This is a genomic window from Microbacterium sp. MMO-113 (assembly GCF_037148555.1).
Taxonomy (GTDB): Bacteria; Actinomycetota; Actinomycetes; order Actinomycetales; family Microbacteriaceae; genus Microbacterium.
Genome location: NZ_JBBCTD010000002.1, coordinates 423,695 through 443,324 on the forward strand (window position 1 = coordinate 423,695; position 19,630 = coordinate 443,324).

11 protein-coding genes are annotated in these 19,630 nt (G+C 71.9%); all 11 read left to right on the top strand.

Translation table 11 applies throughout. From position 1 onward, the window contains the following. Positions 1–234: 234 nt before the first annotated feature. The 11 genes from WFJ36_RS08855 (at position 235) to WFJ36_RS08905 (ending at position 19,610) form a co-directional block, all read left to right on the top strand. Complete coding sequence (locus WFJ36_RS08855) at positions 235–2,298, top strand: acyl-CoA dehydrogenase family protein (RefSeq protein ID WP_071327750.1); 2,064 nt, start codon at positions 235–237, stop codon at positions 2,296–2,298. A 98-nt stretch (positions 2,299–2,396) separates the two neighbouring features. Continuing rightward, positions 2,397–3,443, top strand: a complete 1,047-nt coding sequence (locus WFJ36_RS08860; RefSeq protein ID WP_292787816.1) for an NAD(P)-dependent alcohol dehydrogenase — start codon at positions 2,397–2,399, stop codon at positions 3,441–3,443. A 547-nt stretch (positions 3,444–3,990) separates the two neighbouring features. After that, a complete protein-coding gene (locus WFJ36_RS08865; protein WP_071327748.1) occupies positions 3,991–4,560 on the top strand; it encodes a DNA-3-methyladenine glycosylase I in 570 nt (189 codons plus the stop codon). A gap of 130 nt (positions 4,561–4,690) precedes the next feature. Next, positions 4,691–5,824 carry a serine/threonine-protein kinase gene (locus tag WFJ36_RS08870; RefSeq protein ID WP_313391173.1) on the top strand — a complete coding sequence of 378 codons (1,134 nt, stop codon included), beginning with the start codon at positions 4,691–4,693 and terminating at the stop codon, positions 5,822–5,824. Further along, complete coding sequence (locus WFJ36_RS08875; RefSeq protein WP_336643148.1) at positions 5,824–11,742, top strand: Ig-like domain-containing protein; 5,919 nt, start codon at positions 5,824–5,826, stop codon at positions 11,740–11,742. The genes WFJ36_RS08870 and WFJ36_RS08875 overlap by 1 nt, the downstream gene beginning before the upstream one ends. 34 nt (positions 11,743–11,776) lie before the next feature. Next, positions 11,777–12,766: an AAA family ATPase gene (locus tag WFJ36_RS08880; protein ID WP_060922371.1), complete on the top strand. Its 990-nt coding sequence runs from the start codon at positions 11,777–11,779 to the stop codon at positions 12,764–12,766. After that, positions 12,763–14,133 (top strand): DUF58 domain-containing protein, encoded by a 1,371-nt coding sequence (locus tag WFJ36_RS08885; RefSeq protein ID WP_071327745.1) that lies wholly within the window; start codon positions 12,763–12,765, stop codon positions 14,131–14,133. Before WFJ36_RS08880 ends, WFJ36_RS08885 begins: the two co-directional genes overlap by 4 nt. Continuing rightward, positions 14,130–16,679: a transglutaminase domain-containing protein gene (locus WFJ36_RS08890; protein WP_336643149.1), complete on the top strand. Its 2,550-nt coding sequence runs from the start codon at positions 14,130–14,132 to the stop codon at positions 16,677–16,679. The genes WFJ36_RS08885 and WFJ36_RS08890 overlap by 4 nt, the downstream gene beginning before the upstream one ends. Beyond that, positions 16,676–18,253 carry a DUF5684 domain-containing protein gene (locus WFJ36_RS08895; RefSeq protein WP_336643150.1) on the top strand — a complete coding sequence of 526 codons (1,578 nt, stop codon included), beginning with the start codon at positions 16,676–16,678 and terminating at the stop codon, positions 18,251–18,253. The genes WFJ36_RS08890 and WFJ36_RS08895 overlap by 4 nt, the downstream gene beginning before the upstream one ends. Next, complete coding sequence (locus WFJ36_RS08900) at positions 18,250–19,077, top strand: PP2C family protein-serine/threonine phosphatase (RefSeq protein ID WP_292787586.1); 828 nt, start codon at positions 18,250–18,252, stop codon at positions 19,075–19,077. Before WFJ36_RS08895 ends, WFJ36_RS08900 begins: the two co-directional genes overlap by 4 nt. Further along, the gene (locus WFJ36_RS08905; protein WP_336643151.1) at positions 19,074–19,610 is read left to right on the top strand and encodes a hypothetical protein; all 537 of its coding nucleotides are present in this window, start codon (positions 19,074–19,076) and stop codon (positions 19,608–19,610) included. The genes WFJ36_RS08900 and WFJ36_RS08905 overlap by 4 nt, the downstream gene beginning before the upstream one ends. Positions 19,611–19,630 lie beyond the last annotated feature (20 nt).

Consider the following 19,630-nt stretch of genomic DNA (forward strand, 5'->3'; position numbering starts at 1 on the left):
CCCGACCCACCCCCTTCCGCGCGAGCCACCCCTTTGCGGACGCTCGCAGGGGGCCGGGACGCACGGAAGAGGGTGGGTCGACGGAGCTACGCGGCGGAACCTGTCGCGAGCCGACAACGACGGGCGCGGACGGGGCGGCCGATGGTTGGAGGATGCGGACAGGGGACTTCGTGCCGTTTTGTCGCACACCTACCATGAGAGGCATCCACTTTCGTCTCTCCGAGAGGAACGCTCATGGTCGACGCCGCCGTCCGCCCTTCGACGACACCTGACCCGCGCGAGAGCGCGACCGCCCCGCGGATCGATGTCGCCCGCCTGAACGACGCCCTCATGGGCACCTGGGGCGACGTGCGCCGCCAGGCCCGCGAGATGATCAAGGACTCCGCGTTCTGGCGGAAGGACGAGCTCGGCAAGGACGACCACCGCGAGCGCGTGCTCAGCCAGCTCCACCTCCTCGTCGACAACAAGGCCGTGCACCGGGCGTTCCCGAAGCGCTTCGGCGGCGAGGAGAACAACGGCGGCAACATCGCCGGTTTCGAGGAGCTCGTCGCCGCCGACCCGAGCCTGCAGATCAAGTCGGGCGTGCAGTGGGGGCTCTTCGGCTCCGCGATCCTGCAGCTCGGCACGAAGGAGCACCACGACAGGTGGCTCCCCGGTGTCATGGATCTGTCGATCCCCGGCGCGTTCGCGATGACCGAGATCGGGCACGGCTCCGACGTCGCCGCAGTCGGCACCACCGCAACCTACGACCCGGAGACGGAGGAGTTCGTCATCCACACGCCGTTCCGGGGAGCTGTGAAGGAGTACCTCGGCAACGCGGCGCTGCACGGCATCGCGGCGACGGTCTTCGCCCAGCTCATCACCAACGGGGTCAACCACGGCGTGCACTGCTTCTACGTGCCCCTGCGCGGCGAGGACGGCGTGGATCTGCCGGGCATCGGGCGCGAGGACGACGGCCTCAAGGGTGGACTGAACGGCATCGACAACGGCCGGCTCTCCTTCGACCAGGTGCGCATCCCGCGCACGAACCTGTTGAACCGCTACGGCGACGTCGCCGCGGACGGCACCTACTCGAGCGCGATCGACAGCCCCGGCCGCCGCTTCTTCACGATGCTCGGCACCCTCGTGCAGGGACGCGTCTCGCTCGACGGCGCCGCCTCCTGGGCCTCCGCGCTCGGCCTGCACATCGCGATCACCTACGCCACGCAGCGTCGCCAGTTCGACGGTGCGGACGGGCAGGAGGTCGTGCTGATGGACTACGGCAAGCACCAGCGCCGTCTGCTCCCGCGCCTGGCCACGACGTATGCGCAGATCTTCGCGCACGACGAGTTCCTGCAGAAGTTCGACGGCGTCTTCTCCGGTCGCACCGACACCCCGGACGACCGGGAGGACCTGGAGACGCTCGCGGCGGCGCTCAAGCCGCTGTCGACCTGGCACGCGCTCGACACCCTGCAGGAAGCCCGCGAGGCGTGCGGCGGTGCCGGCTTCATGTTCGAGAACCGGCTCGTCGGACTCCGTGCCGACCTCGACATCTACGTCACGTTCGAGGGCGACAACAACGTCCTGCTCCAGCTCGTGGGCAAGCGGCTGCTGACCGACTACGCGAAGCAGTTCCAGGGCAAGGACGCGGCGGCGCTCGCGCGCTACGCCGTGGGGATGACCGCCGGCAAGGTGTTCCACGGCGCCGGCCTCCGTCAGCTCGGTCAGGCGGTGACCGACTTCGGTCAGGTCGCCCGGTCGGTGGAGCGCGGACTGCGCGAGGAGCAGCAGCACGACCTCCTCGCGGGCCGCGTGCAGCAGATGGTCGCCGACATCGCGACCCGGCTGCGTGCCGCCGGCAAGGACAAGGCGCTCGGGGCGCGGCTGTTCAACGAGAACCAGGCCGAGCTCATCGAGGCGGCCAGGGCGCACGGCGAGCTGCTGCAGTGGGAGGCCTTCACCGACGCCGTCCACGCGATGGACGACGCCGAGACGAAGAAGGTCATGACCTGGCTACGTGACCTCTTCGGTCTGCAGCTCATCGAGAAGCACCTCGCCTGGCACCTCATCCACGGACGGCTCTCCACCCAGCGGGCGGCGGCGGTGTCGAGCTACATCGATCGACTGTGCGCGCGGCTGCGTCCGTACGCCCTCGACCTCGTGGACGCGTTCGGCTACGAGCCCGAGCACGTGCGGGCCCCCATCGCGAGCGGCGCGGAGAAGCAGCGGCAGGACGAGGCCCGTGCGTACTACGCCGACCTCGAGGCCAGCGGTCAGGCTCCCGTCCTGGAGAAGACCCTCAAGCGGCAGAAGCGCTGAGCGGTCGGCCCGGGCTGTCCCCACGGCCCGGGCCCTCCGGACAGCGGATTCATCGGCGCGGGCGGATAGTCTCGGCGAGTACCGACCCGAGGAGCATCATGTCGACCGTCACCGCCTACGCCGCCCCCGCCGAAGCCGCCCCGCTCGAGAAGACCGTCATCGAGCGCCGGGAGCTGGGCCCGCACGACATCCTCATCGACATCGCCTTCGCCGGCATCTGCCACTCCGACATCCACACCGTGCGCGGAGACTGGGGTCCGCAGCAGTACCCGCTGGCCCCGGGACACGAGATCACCGGAACGGTCGCCGCGGTGGGGTCCGAGGTCACGAAGCATGCCCTCGGCGACCGCGTCGGTGTCGGCTGCCTGGTGAACTCGTGCCGGGAATGCGTGTACTGCCTCCGCGGCGACGAGCAGTTCTGCACGCAGGGCGCCGTCGGCACCTACGGGGCGGTCGACCGCGACGGCACGATCACCCAGGGCGGCTACTCGCAGCAGGTCGTCGTCACCGAGGACTTCGTGCTGCGGATCCCGGACGCCCTGCCCCTCGACGCGGCGGCTCCGCTGCTGTGCGCGGGCATCACCACGTACTCGCCGCTCCGGCACTGGAAGGTCGGCCCCGGCACGCGCGTGGCGGTGGTCGGACTCGGCGGCCTCGGTCACATGGGCGTGCAGATCGCGCACGCCCTCGGCGCGGAGGTGACCGTGCTGTCGCAGACCCTCGCGAAGCAGGACGACGGCCTCCGCCTCGGCGCCGACCGCTACTTCGCGACGGGCGACCGCGACACCTTCCGCGACCTGCGGGGCTCCTTCGACGTGATCCTCAACACCGTGAGCGCCGTCATCGACCTCCGCTCGTACCTCGGGCTGCTCGACGTGGACGGCACCATCGTGTGCGTCGGTGCTCCCGCGGAGGCCCTCGCCCTGAACGCGGGGTCATTGATCGCCGGACGACGCTCCATCGCCGGCTCGAACATCGGCGGCATCCGGGAGACCCAGGAGATGCTCGACTTCTGCGCGGAGCACGGCATCACCGCGCAGATCGAGGTCATCCCCGCCTCGGCCATCAACGACGCGTACGAGCGCGTCCTCGCGTCCGACGTCCGCTACCGCTTCGTCATCGACGCCGCCACCTTCGCCGACTGACCCCGCCCCCGTCCTCTCTGGTACCGGATCAAAAACGCACCTCTGGTGCTCCCCTGAGGAGCGTTTTCCGTCCCGCATCCGGTCCCCGCCGCGTCCGATCCGACGCGGGATCAAGAGCGCACCTCCGGTGCCTCGCTGGGGAGAGATATCCGTCCCGCGACCGTCAAGTCCCTGGGCCGGGACGGAAAAGTCTCCGGATGAGGGCCGCGCAGGTACGGTTCTGATTCCGCGCCGCTCCCGGCAGGGCGCCCCGCGGAGGACGAGGTGCGGCAGCGAAACCGGACGCACCAGGTCACGGCACTCCGATGCGAGAGGGTAAGGGGTCGGAAGCGCGGGTGCGGGACGGGGATGGTGCCGCTGGGGCGTTTCGGGGGATCCTTTTGATCCTGCGTCGGAGGTGTGTGTCGTGGCGGGATGGAGAACGGCCCTGGGGAGGCGAGGGGAGGGGCGGAAGTGAACTCGCACCTAAGACGAGGGGACGCGGGATGGGGGACGGGGACGCGGGGGCGGGAGCGGGGGCGTCGGTGGGGGCGGATACGGTGAGGGGATGACCTCCCTCCTCCTGGGGCCCGACTCCCGTGCGCGCTGCGCGTGGGTCGGCGACGACGCAGAATACCGGCGGTACCACGACGAAGAGTGGGGGACGCCGCTCCACGGGGACCGCGCGCTGTTCGAGAAGATGGCCCTGGAGGGGTTCCAGGCGGGACTGTCCTGGATCACGATCCTGCGCAAGCGCCCGCGGTTCCGCGAGGTGTTCGCGGGGTTCGTGCCCGAGGCGGTGGCGGCATTCGACGACGCAGACGTGGAACGCCTCCTGAGCGACACCGGCATCATCCGCAACCGCGCCAAGATCCTCGCGACGATCGGCAACGCGCGGATCGTGGAGTCGATGGCCGACGGGGAGCTGGACGCGCTGATGTGGTCGTTCGCCCCGCCGGCGACCGGAGCACGGCCACGGGAGTTCGCCGACGTCCCCGCCGTGACTGCCGAGTCGACCGCGCTGAGCAAGGAACTGCGGCGCCGCGGTTTCCGCTTCGTCGGGCCGACGACGATGTACGCCCTCATGCAGTCGGCGGGCATGGTGGACGACCACATCGAGGGCTGCTGGAAGGCCTGACCTCGCGTCGGAGAAGAACACGGGGCCATAGTCCCCCGCCCGATATACTCGGCACATCGGGGGATCCCCCGGCGCACGACGCCGGGTGGCTGCAGGCGCGCGGTCTCCCATCAGACCGTGAGGAGCAGGTGTGGCAACGCGCATGGCAGCGACACCGCCGACGCTGGCGGGGTACAGCTATGTGCGTCCGCTCGGGTCCGGTGGATTCGCCGATGTGTTCCTCTACGAGCAGGACATGCCGCGCCGCGTCGTCGCCGTCAAGGTCCTGCTCGCGGATGCCGTGAACCCCGAGGTCCTGCAGACCTTCAACGTGGAAGCCGACATCTCCGCGCGGCTGAGCGCCCACCCGTCGATCGTCACGATCTACCAGGCCTCCATCTCGGCGGACGGGCGGCCGTACTTCGCGATGGAGTACTGCCCGGACACGATGAGCGCGCGGTACAAGAAGGCTCCGCTCCCGCTCGCGGAGGTGCTCGACATCGGCGTGCGCATGGCCGGGGCTCTGGAGACCGTGCACCGGGCCGGGCTGCTGCACCGCGACATCAAGCCGTCGAACGTGCTCATCAACTCGCTCGGCGCGCCCGTGCTGGCCGACTTCGGCATCGCCGCTGCCGTCATCGAGGAGGGTGAGGGCGAGACCATCGCGATGTCCGTGCCCTGGAGCTCCCCCGAGGTGCTGCAGGAGCGCGTGTCCGGATCCATCCCCAGCGAGGTGTGGAGCCTCGGCGCGACGCTCTACACGCTGCTCGCCGGCCGCAGTCCGTTCGAGCGTGCCGACCGCGGCTCGAACTCGCGCGACCAGCTCACGGACCGCATCATCAAGGCGCGGTACACGGCGGTTCCGGTCCCCGGCATCCCGCCGATCATCGACGACATCTTCGCGAGCGCCATGCACCGCGACCCGGCGAAGCGGCCGGCGAGCATGGCGGAGTTCGCGGAGAAGCTGCGCTGGGCGCAGTACGAGCTCGGCATCTCGCCGACGGCCTTCGAGGCGGCGTCGGCGGAGTGGGCCGCGGCGGCGCCGGTGAACTTCTCCGACACGAGCGTCCGCGGGCCGGTCATCACGACGGTCGCGCCCGACTCGCGGAGAGCGGCGCGCGCCGCCCGTCCGCAGGCCGCACCCCGTGAGCGGGACGACGTCCCCGCGAGCACCCGTGGCCGAAGCCGGTCCCCCCTCGTCGTCGGCATCATCGGCGCCGTGATCGGCGCCGCCGTCATCGCGGGGCTCGGAACCGCGGTCCTGTTCCTCACGGGGATCCTCTGATGGCGGCACGCAACCGCACCGGCGCCGAGACGGCGACCCCGCCCAGGGGCAAGCTGATCGCGCTGATCTCCGGGATCATCGCGCTCGTGGTCGTCGTGGCGCTCGCGGTGACGGCACAGGGGTATCAGTCGCAGGAGGTGCCGCGTCTCGAGCCCTCGGTCTGGGTCATGCGCGACAGCGGGCAGTACGCCCGCGTCAACACCGAACTCGCCGAGATCGACACGGTCCGCGACGTCGACGACCCCGAGGCGGTCTGGCAGAGCGGCTCCAGCACCGTGCTGTTCGCGCAGGGGAACCGGCAGCGGTGGGACGTCGATCCGGCGAGCCCCGCCGATCTGCTCTCCGACAGCTCGGAGGAGGGGACGCCGCTCGCCTCGCAGCCCACGCCCGCCGGGACCCGCGACGTCCTCTCCGCCGGGGTCTACGTGGCCTACCGCACCGACACCGGACAGGTCTCGGTGTCCACCCTGGCACCGGGGGCGGGGACGGCCCTCGTCGATCCCTTCGCCGAGGTCGAGGTCGAGGAGGGGGAGGACCCGCCGACCTACACCGCCGATGCGATCGGGCTCTCGCCGGACGGCCTGCTCGTCCTCTACTCCGCGGACGAAGGGGCGGTCCGCCGGTTCGACATCGACGAGCACCGGTTCCTGGGGGATGAGTCACCCGTGGCCGATGCGCCGGAAGCCGGGGAGGGCCTGGCGATCGCGGTCGTCGGGGAGCGCTGGGCGATGCTGCAGTCGACCTCCGGCGAGCTGTGGCTCTCCGGACGCGATGCGGCGGTCACGCTCGACGTCGCCGAGGACGCACGCCTGCAGCGCGGAGCCGCCGAGGGCGACGCCGTGCTCGTCGCCGACTCGGACGGCCTCGTCTCCGTCGACCTCGCGTCCGGAGAGGCCGACCGGGTGGCGGAGGCCTCCGGCGTCCCCGCCGCACCGGTCACGGTCCGCGGGGACACCTACGCGGCGTGGCTCGACAGCGGCGGCGGAACCCTGTGGAGCGCGGGAGAGACCACCCCGCTGCAGGTCCCGGACGAGACGCTGGATGCGGCCGCCATCGACCCCGTCTTCCAGGGGAACGGCGACCGCGCGGTGCTCGTCGAGACCGGGACGGGCCTCATCTGGACGGCGCCGGACGGCGTGCTGATCCCGCTCGAGCAGTGGAAGATCGAGGACGACACGGAGCAGCAGGAGGGCACGATCGTCGTCGAGGACGTGGCGGAGCAGCTTCCGCCGGTGGCCGTCGACGATGCGTTCGGCGTGCGTGCGGGGGAGCAGGTCCTCCTGCCGGTCCTCCTGAACGATCACGACCCGAACAAGAAGGACGTCCTCACGATCGACCCCGAGTCCGTCGCGGCCGGGCTGAGCGATCCCGCATTCGGGGAACTGGCGCTCGTGGCGGACGGGCAGTCGCTGGTCGTCGATGTGAAGGCGGGCTCCGGTCAAGCGAGCTTCACGTACGCCGTGACGGACGGTGCGGCCGTCTCGCCGCCGGCGACCGTGACGCTGACGGTCGTCGATCCCGGAGTCAACTCCGCCCCGGTCTGGTGCGGCGTCGACGCCTGCAAGCAGGAGTGGCCGACGCCGCAGATCCTCGCCGGCGGCAGCACGATCGTCTCCGCGCTCTCCGGCTGGGTCGACCCCGAGGGCGATGCCTTCATCCTGAGCGACGCCTACGAGACGGATCCCTCGGCACCGGTGATGGTGGCGCCGACGGACGACGGCCGCGTCGCCATCCGGCACACCGACCCGAACGCCGCGGATGCCGTGATCCCGGTCACGGTGGTGGTGCAGGACGTGCACGGTGCGACCGCGGAGAAGACCCTCGAGGTCCAGGTCAGCGGCAGCCCCGCCCTCCAGGCATCGGCCGTCGCGGTGACCGCGCGCGTCGGTGAGCGGCAGTCCCTCCGCATCTCCGATCATCTGTCCGGGGGCTCCGGGTCGTATCGCCTCGTCGACGCCGTCCAGACCGCCGCGACCGCGCAGGGCTTCGAGGTCACGCCCAACGCGGCGGCCGGCACGGTGGAGCTGACCGCGGCAGAGCCCGGCCAGTACGTGGTCACGTACACCGCGCAGGACGCCACGACCCAGGCCGAGCAGTCCGCGGTTATCCGCGTCACGGCGGTCGACGGGTCCGCTGCGCTCGCGATGGCGCCGTTGACGGCGTTCGTGCGCGAGGGCGAGGACACGACCGTCGATGTGCTCCGTGCGGTGCAGAACACCAGCGGACGGGTGCTGCTGCTGTCCGACGCCGTGAGCTCGACGCCCCAGCTCAACGTGCGCGTGGTCGGGAACGAGAGCCTGCGGGTGAACGGGACGACGGAGGACGGCGAGCCCGGCCTGATCGGGAAGGCCACCGTCACGGTCGCGGATGGCGCGGGCGGGGCCGTCCAGGGCACGGTGAGCGTGTTCCTCGCCCCGCCGTCCACCGTCACCCGCCCGATCGTCTTCCCGGACGCGGTGACGGTGCGGGCGGGCTCGCTCACGCGCATCGAGGTCGCCGCCAACGACATCGCCCCCCGCGGGGAGCCGCTCCTCGTGCTCCCGGAGGTGACGGGGTCGGGCGAACCGGACGAACTCGTCTTCGCCGACCGCAACGCTCTGCGCTACCTGGCACCGAAGACGCCAGGCACCTATCGGCTGACGTACTCGGTCTCGCTCGAACGGAACCCTTCCCTGTCCGACGACGGCGTCGTGACGGTCACCGTCGTCCCGCCGGGGACGAACCGCGCTCCCACGCCGATCCCTCTCACCGGTCGCGTCCTCAGCGGGCAGACCGTGACGATTCCGGTACCGACGACCGGGATGGACGGAGACGGGGACCGCGTGGTGCTGTCCGGCGTCGACCAGCCGAAGAAGGGCGGGGGCACCGCGACCATCTCGGCCAGCGGCGAGGCGATCGTCTACCGGGCCCCGGCCGGGGGCGTGGACGGCGGACAGGTGTCGTTCCGGTACACCGTGCGCGACCCGCAGGGTGAGGAAGGCAGCGGTGCCGTCCGCATCGGCGTCCTGGACGCGGATGTCGAGGACGCCGCTCCGGTGACGTTCAGCGACTACGTCCGGGTCGAGGCGGGATCCCGCACCCCGGTCGTGCTGGACCCCCGGTCGAACGACCTCGACCCGGCGCAGAGCGAGCTGGAGATCACCGCGCTCGTCCCGAACGCGCCTCCCGTCAAGGGGAACCCGCTGTACGAGCGGCTGAATGCACTGATCGATTCCGACACCTCCCTGGAAGACGGCCGCGTCGTGCTGCGCGCCGGGGAGACGGCGGGGACGAACTCCTACTTCTACACCGTGAAGTCGACGCGGACCGGGAGCACGGCACAGGGGCTCATCGTGCTGACCGTGACCGAGGGCACGGTCGCCGATCAGCCGGTCGTGACGGACACGGTGCTCACGGCGCGCGACCGGGACGACCTCGTGGACGGTGGCCTCGACGTCGTCACGGACCGGGTGCGCTGGCCGTCCGGCGACGTCTCGTCGCTCCGTCTGAGCCTGTGGGGCGAACAGGCCGGGTACACGGTGAAGGGGAACCGGATCATCGGCCCCGCGCCGAAGGAGGGCGCACTGGTGCCCTTCCAGCTCACCGGAACCGCTGCCGGCGGACGGGACGTGACCGCCTACGGCTTCCTGCGGATCCCGGCGTTCGACGACATGCAGGTCCAGCTCGTCCCCGGCGCGACGCCGGTCGTCGTCGACGAGGACGCGGCCGTCAGCTTCGCGGTGCCGGACTACCTCGATCTGCCGTCGTCGGATGCCGTGGAGATCGGCTCCGGAGCGTTCACCGCGCAGCGGGCTGCGGCCTCGTGCGCGGCCGACGGCCCCCGCACGGCGGAGTACCGTGCCGGGCGTGAGGCGCCGTGGTCGGACACCTGTCTGATCCCGGTGCGTCTGGACGGACAGAAGCGCTGGTCCTACATCGACGTCCCGGTCAGCATCCGTCCGTCCGAACCGCAGCTGCTGCTCTCCTCGATCTCGCACACGATCGCGCCGGGAGCCACGGAGAGCGTCGACCTCTACGCCAACATGGCCGCGTGGGAAGGCGGGCGCGAGGGCAACGCAGGCTCCCTCGAGTACCGGATCGTCTACTCGGGTTCGGCGTTCGTGGTCACGCAGAGCGGGGCGAAGCTGACGATCGAGGCGCGTGCCGACGCGCGACCGGGCAACACCGAGAACGTCAGCGTGACGGTGCCGCAGTATGGGCAGCCCTCAGCCTCCGTGCGTCTGGTCGTGGGCGCGGCCCCACCGGACGCTCCGCGGGGAGCGACCTTCACGAAGCAGTGCGTCGTCACCAGCGCCCGCTGCTCGATCGACGTCGTCGATGTGGCGGGCGAGTACGATCCCTTCGCCGGCAAGCCGGGATCCGGGCTGCGACTGATGTCGCTCGGGGCGGGATCGCGCTGCGACGTCGCCTCGCTCTCGACGGCGGGTGCCAAGACGATCACCGCGAGCTGGCCCGGTGGCGGGCAAGCGCCGGGCGGGCAGTGCGTGGTCTCGTTCGTCGTGGCCGACGCGCAGGGGCGGACCGGCACGGGCACCCTCACGCTCGACCTGCAGGGATTCCCGCAGGCGCCCGCGAGCGTGACCACCGTGGGCTTCACCCGCTCGACCGTCGTGCTGGAGGTGCCGCTCGGCGAGGCGCGCCGCGCCCACCCCGCGGTGTCGGGCGTGACCATCCTCCAGGACGGGGCAGCGGCCAATGCCTCCTGCAGTCCGGCCGGTGCCGTGTACCGCTGCACGGTGAACGGGCTGACCAACGGTGCGCCGCACACCTTCACGGCGGCAGCGGTCAACGCCGTCGGCACATCGGCCGCCACCTCCCCGCACACGAGCTGGGCCTATGCCGCCCCGGTCGTGGCGAACGCGACGGCCACGCCGGAGTATCGACCGGGAGTCTCCGACCGCGGGCGCGGGGCGGTGCGGCTATCGATCGACGCCGCCGACGACGCCGTCTCGTTCCGGATCGAGGAGACGGGCGAGGTCATCAACCGCACGGGGGCGACCACCACCGCAGACATCGCGCTGTCGCCGGGAGCGCAGACCCTCACGATCGTCCCGATCAGCCAGTTCCAGCCGCCGACGGGCGGCGGGAACGAAGGCGGCGGGTTCCGCACGTCCGTGACCGTCGCCGGCTCCGTGTACTTCGACCCGGCGACGACGCAGGCGTCGGCCGTCTCGAACACGGCGGTGAATGTCTCCGGCATCGCGGCACAGGCGAACGGCAGCACCAGGGGCGTCCAGGTCACCTATGTCGCGTGGCGATCGGGCAACGTCAGCTGCACGGCGAACGGAGATGGCACGCTGTCGGTCTCCGGCGGCGAGATCCGGTCCGAGTCCCCCTCTCTGCAGGGGCTGCGGCCGTATCAGCTGTACTACGTCAAGGCGTGCGCGTCGAACGGCTACGGCGTGGCCGAGTCGTCCACCACGACGGTCTTCACGTTCACGTTCGTCGACGGCCCCGGCGGCGACACCACCTACACGGTCGCGAAGGACCCCCGGCGCGACGGGAACCGCTACGACTACGGCCTGGCCTCGGCACCGCGCATCGATGTCGAGAACGGCTTCGTCCCGCAGTACTACATGTACGGACAGTGGGTCGGCGACTTCGCGCTCACCCCGGACTCGTCCCCGGGGCAGGTCCGGGCCCGCGCCTGCCATGCCACCCAGAGCAATTCCTGCTCCGGCGAGGTGAACATCACCGCGACGACTGCGCCGACCGTCGTCAACGCGGTGTTCCAGCCCTGCATGCCCGTCGTCGAGGGCGATGTCGTGACGGTGTCCGCCGCGGCACGCGGCTCGTACATCCTCGAGGTGACGCCCCTGGTCGACACCCCCGGGACCTTCGACGCGAAGATCACGTGGACCGGAGCCTTCGCCACCCTGACCCCGATCACGCATCGCATCACGGGCCTGTGCCCCTGACCGCCGAGCACACCGACACGAATACTCTTTCCCTATGCCAGCCACCGCAGCAGCCCCCGTCACCATCGCTCCCGAGCAGGCCTCCTGGTTCGCCGAGACGTTCTCGATCCTGACCGGCAACATCGAGCAGGCGATCCTCGGCAAGCGCCACGTGGTCGAGCTCGTGCTCGCCACCGCCGTCAGCGGAGGCCACGTCCTCCTGGAGGACTACCCGGGAACCGGCAAGACGGCGCTCGCCCGCGCCGTCGCCCAGACGGTCAACGGGACCAGCAGCCGTATCCAGTTCACGCCCGACCTCCTTCCGGGAGATGTGACCGGCATCACGGTCTACGACCAGAAGGAGGGCACGTTCGAGTTCCACGCGGGGCCCGTCTTCGCGAACATCGTGCTCGCCGACGAGATCAACCGGGCGAGCCCGAAGACGCAGTCCGCGCTGCTGGAGGTCATGGAGGAGGGCACGGTCACGGTCGACGGCGTCACCCGGTCCGTCGGCTCGCCGTTCCTCGTGATGGCGACGCAGAACCCCATCGAGCAGGGCGGCACCTACCGGCTCCCGGAGGCGCAGCTCGACCGCTTCATGATCAAGACCTCGATCGGCTACCCCGACGAGGCCGCGACGATGCGCATCCTGCAGGGCGCCGGCCGGCCGAAGACGGTGCTCGACGGCATCGTCGACACCGACACGATCCTGACGATGGCGGAGATGTCGCGCGGGGTCTACGTGAACCCGCTGGTGTCGGACTACATCATGCGCATCGTCGACGCCACGCGACGGGCGTCCGAGGTCCGTCTCGGGGCCAGTGTGCGCGGTGCCCTGGCGCTGTCGCGCCTGGTGATGACGTGGGCAGCGAAGAACGGACGCACGTTCGTGACGCCCGACGACGTGCGCGAGCTCGCCGTCGTCGCCCTCGCGCACCGCCTCGTGCTCGAACCGGAGGCCGAGTTCGACGGGGTGACGGCGGTGGCCGTGGTCGGACAGATCCTCCTCGACGTCGAACCGCCGCGCGAGAACGGCACTGCGTGACCTTCAGCACCGAATCCCGCCTGACGCGGACGACCGCCGGCACGAGCACGTCGACGCGGACGTCCACCGTCACGCGCTACGACCGCACGCGTCGCGGTCCCGTGCGCGGCGCCGTCTTCGGTGCGCGTCGGGCGGTCCGCGCCGTGGGGCGGGCGACCAGCGCCACGGTCGGCTGGGTCCGTGAGACGGTCACCACGGCGGGCATGCTCGTCGCCGTGGCCGTGGTGCTCGGCGTGCTCGCCGGGCTGCTGTTCGGCTGGGTGGAGGCCTGGGCGGTCGCCACGATCGCGCTCGTGCTGCTGGTGGCCTGCGTGCCGTTCATCCTCGGCGCCCATGACTACCGGATCGATCTCGTGCTCGATCGCGACCGCGTCGTCGCGGGAGCCGAGATCGGTGCGACGCTCGACGTCCGCAACAACGGCGAACGCCTCTCGCTCCCCGGCGTGGTGGACGTGCCGGTGGGCGAGGGACTCGTCGAGGCGCACGTGCCGCTGCTGCGGCCGGGCGCTCACCACCGCGAAGAGCTGACGATCGCCGCGCATCGCCGCGGCGTCATCGACGTCGGCCCCATGACCATCACCCGCGGCGACCCGATCGGGATCCTCCGCCGAGAACTGCGCTGGCCGGACGTGCAGCGCATCCATGTGCACCCGGTGACCGTGCGGCTCCCCAGCACCAGCGCGGGGCTGATCCGCGATCTGGAGGGCACGCCGAGCACCACCCTGGTGGACGCCGACCTCTCCTTCCATGCCGTGCGGGAATATGTCGTCGGCGACTCGCCGCGCCACATCCACTGGAAGTCGACGGCGAAGACGGGCACCCTCATGGTGCGGCAGTACGAGGAGTCCCGGCACGCGCGCATCGCCGTCATCCTCGACCTCGACCCCGAGTCCTATGCGAGCGACGACGAGTTCGAGAACACGGTCAGCGCCGCCGCCTCGCTGGCGCTGCAGGGCGTACGGGACGGCAGGGACGTGCTGTTCTCCGTGAGCAACGAGATCCCGGAGCACGGCCGTGCGGAGGTGCTGTCTATCCGCACGCTGCCGACGGTGACTCCCAAGGCGCTCCTCGACGCGACCTCCACGATCGATCAGACGGCGCGGGTGATGAGGCTCGAGGCCGTCACCGCTCTCACGGCGCAGTCGTACCCCGACCTCTCCATCGGATTCCTGCTCACCGGCTCCCTCCTGCCGATCGAGCGTCTGCGCCACGCGGCGGTGAAGCTCCCGGCAGCCGTGGAGGCCGTCGCGGTGCGCAGCGAGCTCGGCGCGCAGCCGACGATGCGGACGGCCAGGGAGCTCGCGGTGATGACCCTCGGTGCGCTCGGCGACCTCCCCCAGATGCTCGCCCGCGGAGCGCTGCGATGAGCGCGGCCGGGCCGAAGCGCGGACGCGCTGGATCACGACGGGGCTCCCCGCCCTCGGCCCTCACCCTCTGGTCGCTGGGGTACGTCCTGGTCGGCGTCCTCCTCGCCACGGCAGCCGCCTGGCCGGTGTACGAGTCGTCCCGAGCCCTCGCGGTGGGGATCATCGGCGGCCTCCTCGGCATGGCCGTCGCCGTCGTCACGCGTGTCCTGCGCTGGGACACTCTGCTCGGGGCGCTCGCCGCCGTAGGGGTGTACCTGGTGGTCGCGGTGCCGCTCGCCATCCCGTCCGCTCTCACCTCTGTTCCCGCGTTCCTCGGCGGCGTGCGGGATGCGGTGCTCGGGGTCGTGCTGGGCTGGAAGCAGATGCTCACGCTGAACCCGCCGCTGGGGGAGTACCAGGCGGTGCTCATCCCCTTCCTCGTCGTGATGCTGTTCGGGGCGTTCCTCGCCACGCTCTTCGTCTGGAGCGGAGGCAAGTGGGCGGTGGCCGCGGTCCCCGTGGTCGTGGCCATGAGCGTCTTCGGCGTCGCCTTCGGTGTGAGCGGCACGTCCTCCCCGGTCTCCGTGGCCGGCGTCGAGCTTCCCGCACCGCGGGAATGGCTGGTCGGGGTGGCGGTCTTCGTGGTGTCCCTGGTGTGGCTCGTCGGCCGTACGCGCCTCCAGCGCGCCGCCGCGCTGCGGACCGTGGCCGCGGCCAACATCTCCCGGCGGGCGACCCCCGTCTGGCTCACCGCTCGCCGGCACCTGCTCGCCGGGGCGCTGGCGGTCGTCGCCCTGGGGGCCGGCTTCGCGATCGCCCCGGCGGCGGCCGGCTGGTCCGACCGCTCGGTGCTGCGCGACGAGATCGAACCGCAGGTCGTGGTGCAGGAGCAGCCGAGTCCGCTCAGCTCCTACCGCTCCTGGTTCTCCGGCGACACGCTGGACACTCCGGTGGTCGAGCTGGAGGGCGACCCCGGCCCCGTGGACCGCCTGCGCCTCGTGACCCTCGACGCGTACGACGGCGAGGACTTCCACATCGACCCCGACGACCGCTTCAGCCGCCTGCCGCGCTCCGCGCTCCCTGGCTCCGGCCGGGTGACGCTGGAGATCACGATCGGCGAGGCCTACCGGGGTATCTGGGTTCCGTCGCCCGCCGGTCTCGCGGAGGCACCTGCGTTCTCCGGCGGGCGTGCGGACGCGCTCGCCGACGGGTTCCATGTGGACGACGACGGTGACACCGCCATCACGATCGCGGAGGCGCCCGGCGGCGGGGAGGGCCTCGTGCCCGGTGATCGCTACTCGGTGCTGGTCGATGCGCCCGGTGAACCGGACCAGCTGACCGCTGTCCAGGGCGGTCGGTCGACCCTCGATGCCGATCGATACCCCGCGCTGGTCGAGTGGGCGGAGATGCAGGAGCAGCCGCGCACCGGTGCCGGCTACCTCGAAGTGGTGGACCGTCTCCGATCCCGGGGCTACCTGAGCCACGCGCTGCTCGAGGACGCCGCTGCCGCGGGGTGGATCGCGGCTCTCCAGGAGTCCGAGGGGTACGCGTTCGCTCCCAGCTATGCCGGTCACTCCGCCGCCCGCATCGAGGAGCTGTTCACCGAGCTCACCGAGCAGGAACGTCGGGCGGGTCCCGACGCCGACCCCGAGCTGCTGGTGGCGGCGGTCGGCGACGACGAGCAGTTCTCCGTGGCCGCGGCCCTCCTCGCGCAGCAGTGGGGCCTGGAATCCCGCGTGGTGATGGGGGCGCGACTCGCGGCGGCCGAGGAGGTCCCGGGGATCCCGGCGTGCACCGACGTGTGCACCGGCGCGAACATGAGCGCCTGGGTCGAGGTGCGCGCCTCGGGGGGCGAGTGGATCCCCGTCGACGCGACGCCGCAGTATGCCATGCTGCCGAGCGCCATCACCGAAGGTGAGCAGCTCCCGGAGCACCCCACGGTTCCGGAGCAGCCGCGGTCCGAGGCTCTGGATCCCCCGCAGGCGCAGAGCGACGCGAACAACGATGCGCCCCCGCTGGAGGAGCCCGCCTCGGAGGTCCTCGCCTTCCTGCTGCCGATCCTCCGCGGAGTGGGTCTCGGGCTCCTCGCGCTGCTCCTGCTCGTCCTGCCGTTCCTCGTGCTCGTGGGCGCGAAGAGCCGGCGCGCGCATGCACGGCGCACGGCCGCGGACCCCGAGGTGCGCCTGGCCGGAGCCTGGGAGGAGCTCGCCGACGTGTACGCCGACCATGACGTGCCCATGGACGCGCAGGGCACGAGGATGCAGCGCGCGCAGACGAGCGGTCGCGAGGCAGCACAGCGGCTGGCTGCTCTGGTCGACCGCGCTGTCTTCGCCGAGCACCCGCCCACCTCCGACGACGCGACGGCCGCCTGGGCGATCGTGGATGCAGAGCGGGCGGATCTGGCGAAGACGGGGACCAGATGGCAGCGTCTTCGGACCCGGGTGCGGCCGACGTCTTTCGTCGCCAGGACGCGCTCCCTGCGCCTCCCCGGCTTCGGTGCGAGACCCGCGCTCGGTACGCTCGGATGGACCGGTTCACTGGATGACCGGAAGAAGGGGGACTCATGACCGCGCCCGCGGACTCCGGTCTGGCCACGATGCTCGTCATCATCGTCGGACTCGGGCTGCTCGTCGGACTGGCCGTCTACGTCTGGTACGCCCTCGCGCTGTCGCGCCTGTTCCCCCGCATCGACGGGGAGGGCTGGAAGGGCTGGGTGCCCGTTCTCAACGAGGCCGAGATCCTCGCGCGAGGGGGCGTGCCCGCCTGGTCGGTGGTGTTCTACTTCATCCCGCTCGTGCAGCTCTACGGCATCTACCTCAAGGTCGTCGCCACCCATCGCATCAACCGGCGCTTCGGGCGGGGCGCCGGCATGACCGTGCTCGCCATCCTCCTGCCGCCGGTGTGGGCGACCGTGCTCGCATGGGGTCCGGCGCCCTATCCCGAGGGGGATCGTCTCGCGGCCCTCCAACCGGGTCCGCGGCGCAGCACCCCGCCGTCCGCGGCTCCCGCGCGCGACGCGTCGGGATACACGATCCCCTCCCTCGCCCCCGCGGGCAACGGATCGCCGGAGGCGCCGTCGCTGATCTTCCCGGACTACGCCGCGCCGCCCGCGGTCGCTCCTGCCGCGAGTGCCCCGCCGACCGCGAGTGCCCCGCCGACCGCGGGTGCGCCGCAGGGCGAGCCCGCGGCACCGAGGTCGTTCGCTCCACCGGCCTTCGCTCCGCCTGCCGCGCCGCCGGCTCCGTCGTCCTCGACGCCGTCTCCGTCGTTCGCACCACCGGCGCCGCCCGCGCCGTCTCCGGCGGCTGCTCCCGTTCCGCCGGCTGTCTCGATTCCACCTGCTGCCCCGGTTCTGCCCGCAGCGCCTGTGCCTCCGCCCGCGGCCGCTCCGGCGCCGCCGTCCCCGACCGCGCAGCCGACGCCCTCGACTCCCGCGCACCCGACGACCGGCATCATGGCCGCGATGGGCGACGTACCGCCGGCCGCCCCGCAGCCCGCGCCGGCCCCCGCTCCCTCCGTGGTCTCTTCACCGAGCGAGGAGCCCGCTGCCCCCGCGCCGGCTCCGGAGGCGAATCGTGTCGTCCGACCCGTGCCGCCCTCGTTCCGTGACGGCGGTCAGCCCGAGGCCCCGCCGATGCCCATGATCCGCCCTGTCCCGTCCGCGACGGATGTCCCCGCGTCGGGGCAGAGCGCGCCGGTACCTGCCCCCGCCGTGCCCGAAGGCCTGGTCGCCGATGTCGACAAGACCGTGGTGACGCCGCGCCCGACCGACGACGACCTCGACGCCACGGTGGTCGTCGCCCGCAAGCGCGGCGTGCGGCGGGTCCTCGTGCTGGACGACGGCCGCCGGTTCTCGCTGTCCGGCGCGAGTGTCGTGATCGGCCGGAACCCCACCGGGGAGCCGGGCGAGCAGCGGCTGGCCATCCCGGACACCACCCGTACGCTGTCGAAGACCCACGCCCGTCTGGTGGTCCAGGAGGACGAGTGGCGTCTGACCGACCTGCACGCCACCAACGGTGTCGTGGTGGTCGGGGATGACGGCTCGGAGACGCTCCTGGACTCCGGGGAGAGCGTGGTCGGCACCGGCCGGTTCATCCTGGGGGAAGTGGGCATGCACGTCGTCGCGGAGCGCGATTCGTGACCGTGGACTCCGTCGTCCTCCGGGTCGCGGCGCTGACCGACACCGGGCTCACGCGGACGGCCAACGAGGACGCGGTCCTCGACGCGCGCCCGGTGTTCCTCGTCGCCGACGGCATGGGTGGGCACGACGCCGGTGACCGCGCCAGCGCGGCTGTCGTCGCCGCCTTCGAGCCGCTGCGCGGACTGCCGGTCGATGTCGGCGACATCAGCGACGCCCTGAGCCGGGCCGCGGCCGTGGTCGAGGACATCGCCGCCGCGCACACCCGCGGGGCGGGCAGCACCGTGACGGGTGTCGCGCTCGTGGAGCACGAGGGGGCGCCGCACTGGCTCGTCTTCAACGTCGGGGACTCCCGGGTATATCGGCACCACGGCACCGAGCTGGTGCAGCTCACGATCGACCACTCCCTGGGACAGGAGCTCGTCGATGCCGGTGAGCTCCGCCCTGAAGACCTGGCCTCGTTCTCGCGCCGCAACGTCATCACGCGCGCGGTCGGGGCCCCGGACAGCACGGCGGACAGCTGGCTGCTCCCCGTCGTCGACGGCGAGCGGCTCCTGCTGTGCTCCGACGGGCTGACCGGCGAGGTGAGCGATGAGGCCATCCGCGCGACGCTGACCATGAACGGCCGCCCGGAGACCGCGGCGGCGGCCCTCGTCCGCCGCGCGCTGCAGGGCGGAGGACGAGACAACGTGTCCGTCCTGGTGATCGACGTCGTCTCCGGCGGCGCACGCACGCGTCCCGACGACGCGACGGGTGGACGGGCCGCCGTGTCCGCCGTCACCGATTCGATGCTCGAGGGCACGACGGTCCCGGTACGCGCGCGATGAGCGACGACGAGGTCGAGGAGACCGTCATCCTGACGCGGCGGGACCGCCGGCGTGCGGGAGCGGCGTCCGATGCGGCGCCTCCGGTCGCGGAGGTCGCGTCCGACGACGCGGAGGAGGCCATAGTCGACGCCACGGTGGTCGTCGATCGCTCCGCCCCTCCGGCGGCCGACGCCCCCGAGGACGCCACCGTGGCGGTCGCGCGTCCGGCTCGACGCCTGCGGCGGAAGAAGGATGCTGCCGCAGACGGCACCGCACCCCAGGCCACCGGACCGCGGCTCCGCGTCGACTCCTTCGCCGCCCCGGACGGCGCACCGGCTCCCGCGATCTACAAGCCGCGTCCGGCTCCGCGCACTCCCGTCGCTCCGCCGGTCGTCGTCGGGGCGGCCGCGCCCACACGGGTGGTGGAGCCCGGGCTGCCGTCCGTCGCCAAGCAGGCGCAGCGGTGGAGCGTCGTCACCCTCGCCGCGACCGTCGGGGCGGGCGTCGTGTCGGTCGTCGGTCTCGTCGCGCTCGGCTTCGTCGTCTTCGGCTGAGGAGGCAGGCCCCGTGCGGT

Bases quoted from the DNA above. Each gene is read 5' to 3' on its own strand.
- WFJ36_RS08855 (WP_071327750.1), top strand. From the start codon at position 235: ATGGTCGACGCCGCCGTCCGCCCTTCGACGACACCTGACCCGCGCGAG.
- WFJ36_RS08860 (WP_292787816.1), top strand. From the start codon at position 2,397: ATGTCGACCGTCACCGCCTACGCCGCCCCCGCCGAAGCCGCCCCGCTC.
- WFJ36_RS08865 (WP_071327748.1), top strand. From the start codon at position 3,991: ATGACCTCCCTCCTCCTGGGGCCCGACTCCCGTGCGCGCTGCGCGTGG.
- WFJ36_RS08875 (WP_336643148.1), top strand. From the start codon at position 5,824: ATGGCGGCACGCAACCGCACCGGCGCCGAGACGGCGACCCCGCCCAGG.
- WFJ36_RS08880 (WP_060922371.1), top strand. From the start codon at position 11,777: ATGCCAGCCACCGCAGCAGCCCCCGTCACCATCGCTCCCGAGCAGGCC.
- WFJ36_RS08890 (WP_336643149.1), top strand. From the start codon at position 14,130: ATGAGCGCGGCCGGGCCGAAGCGCGGACGCGCTGGATCACGACGGGGC.
- WFJ36_RS08895 (WP_336643150.1), top strand. From the start codon at position 16,676: ATGACCGCGCCCGCGGACTCCGGTCTGGCCACGATGCTCGTCATCATC.
- WFJ36_RS08905 (WP_336643151.1), top strand. From the start codon at position 19,074: ATGAGCGACGACGAGGTCGAGGAGACCGTCATCCTGACGCGGCGGGAC.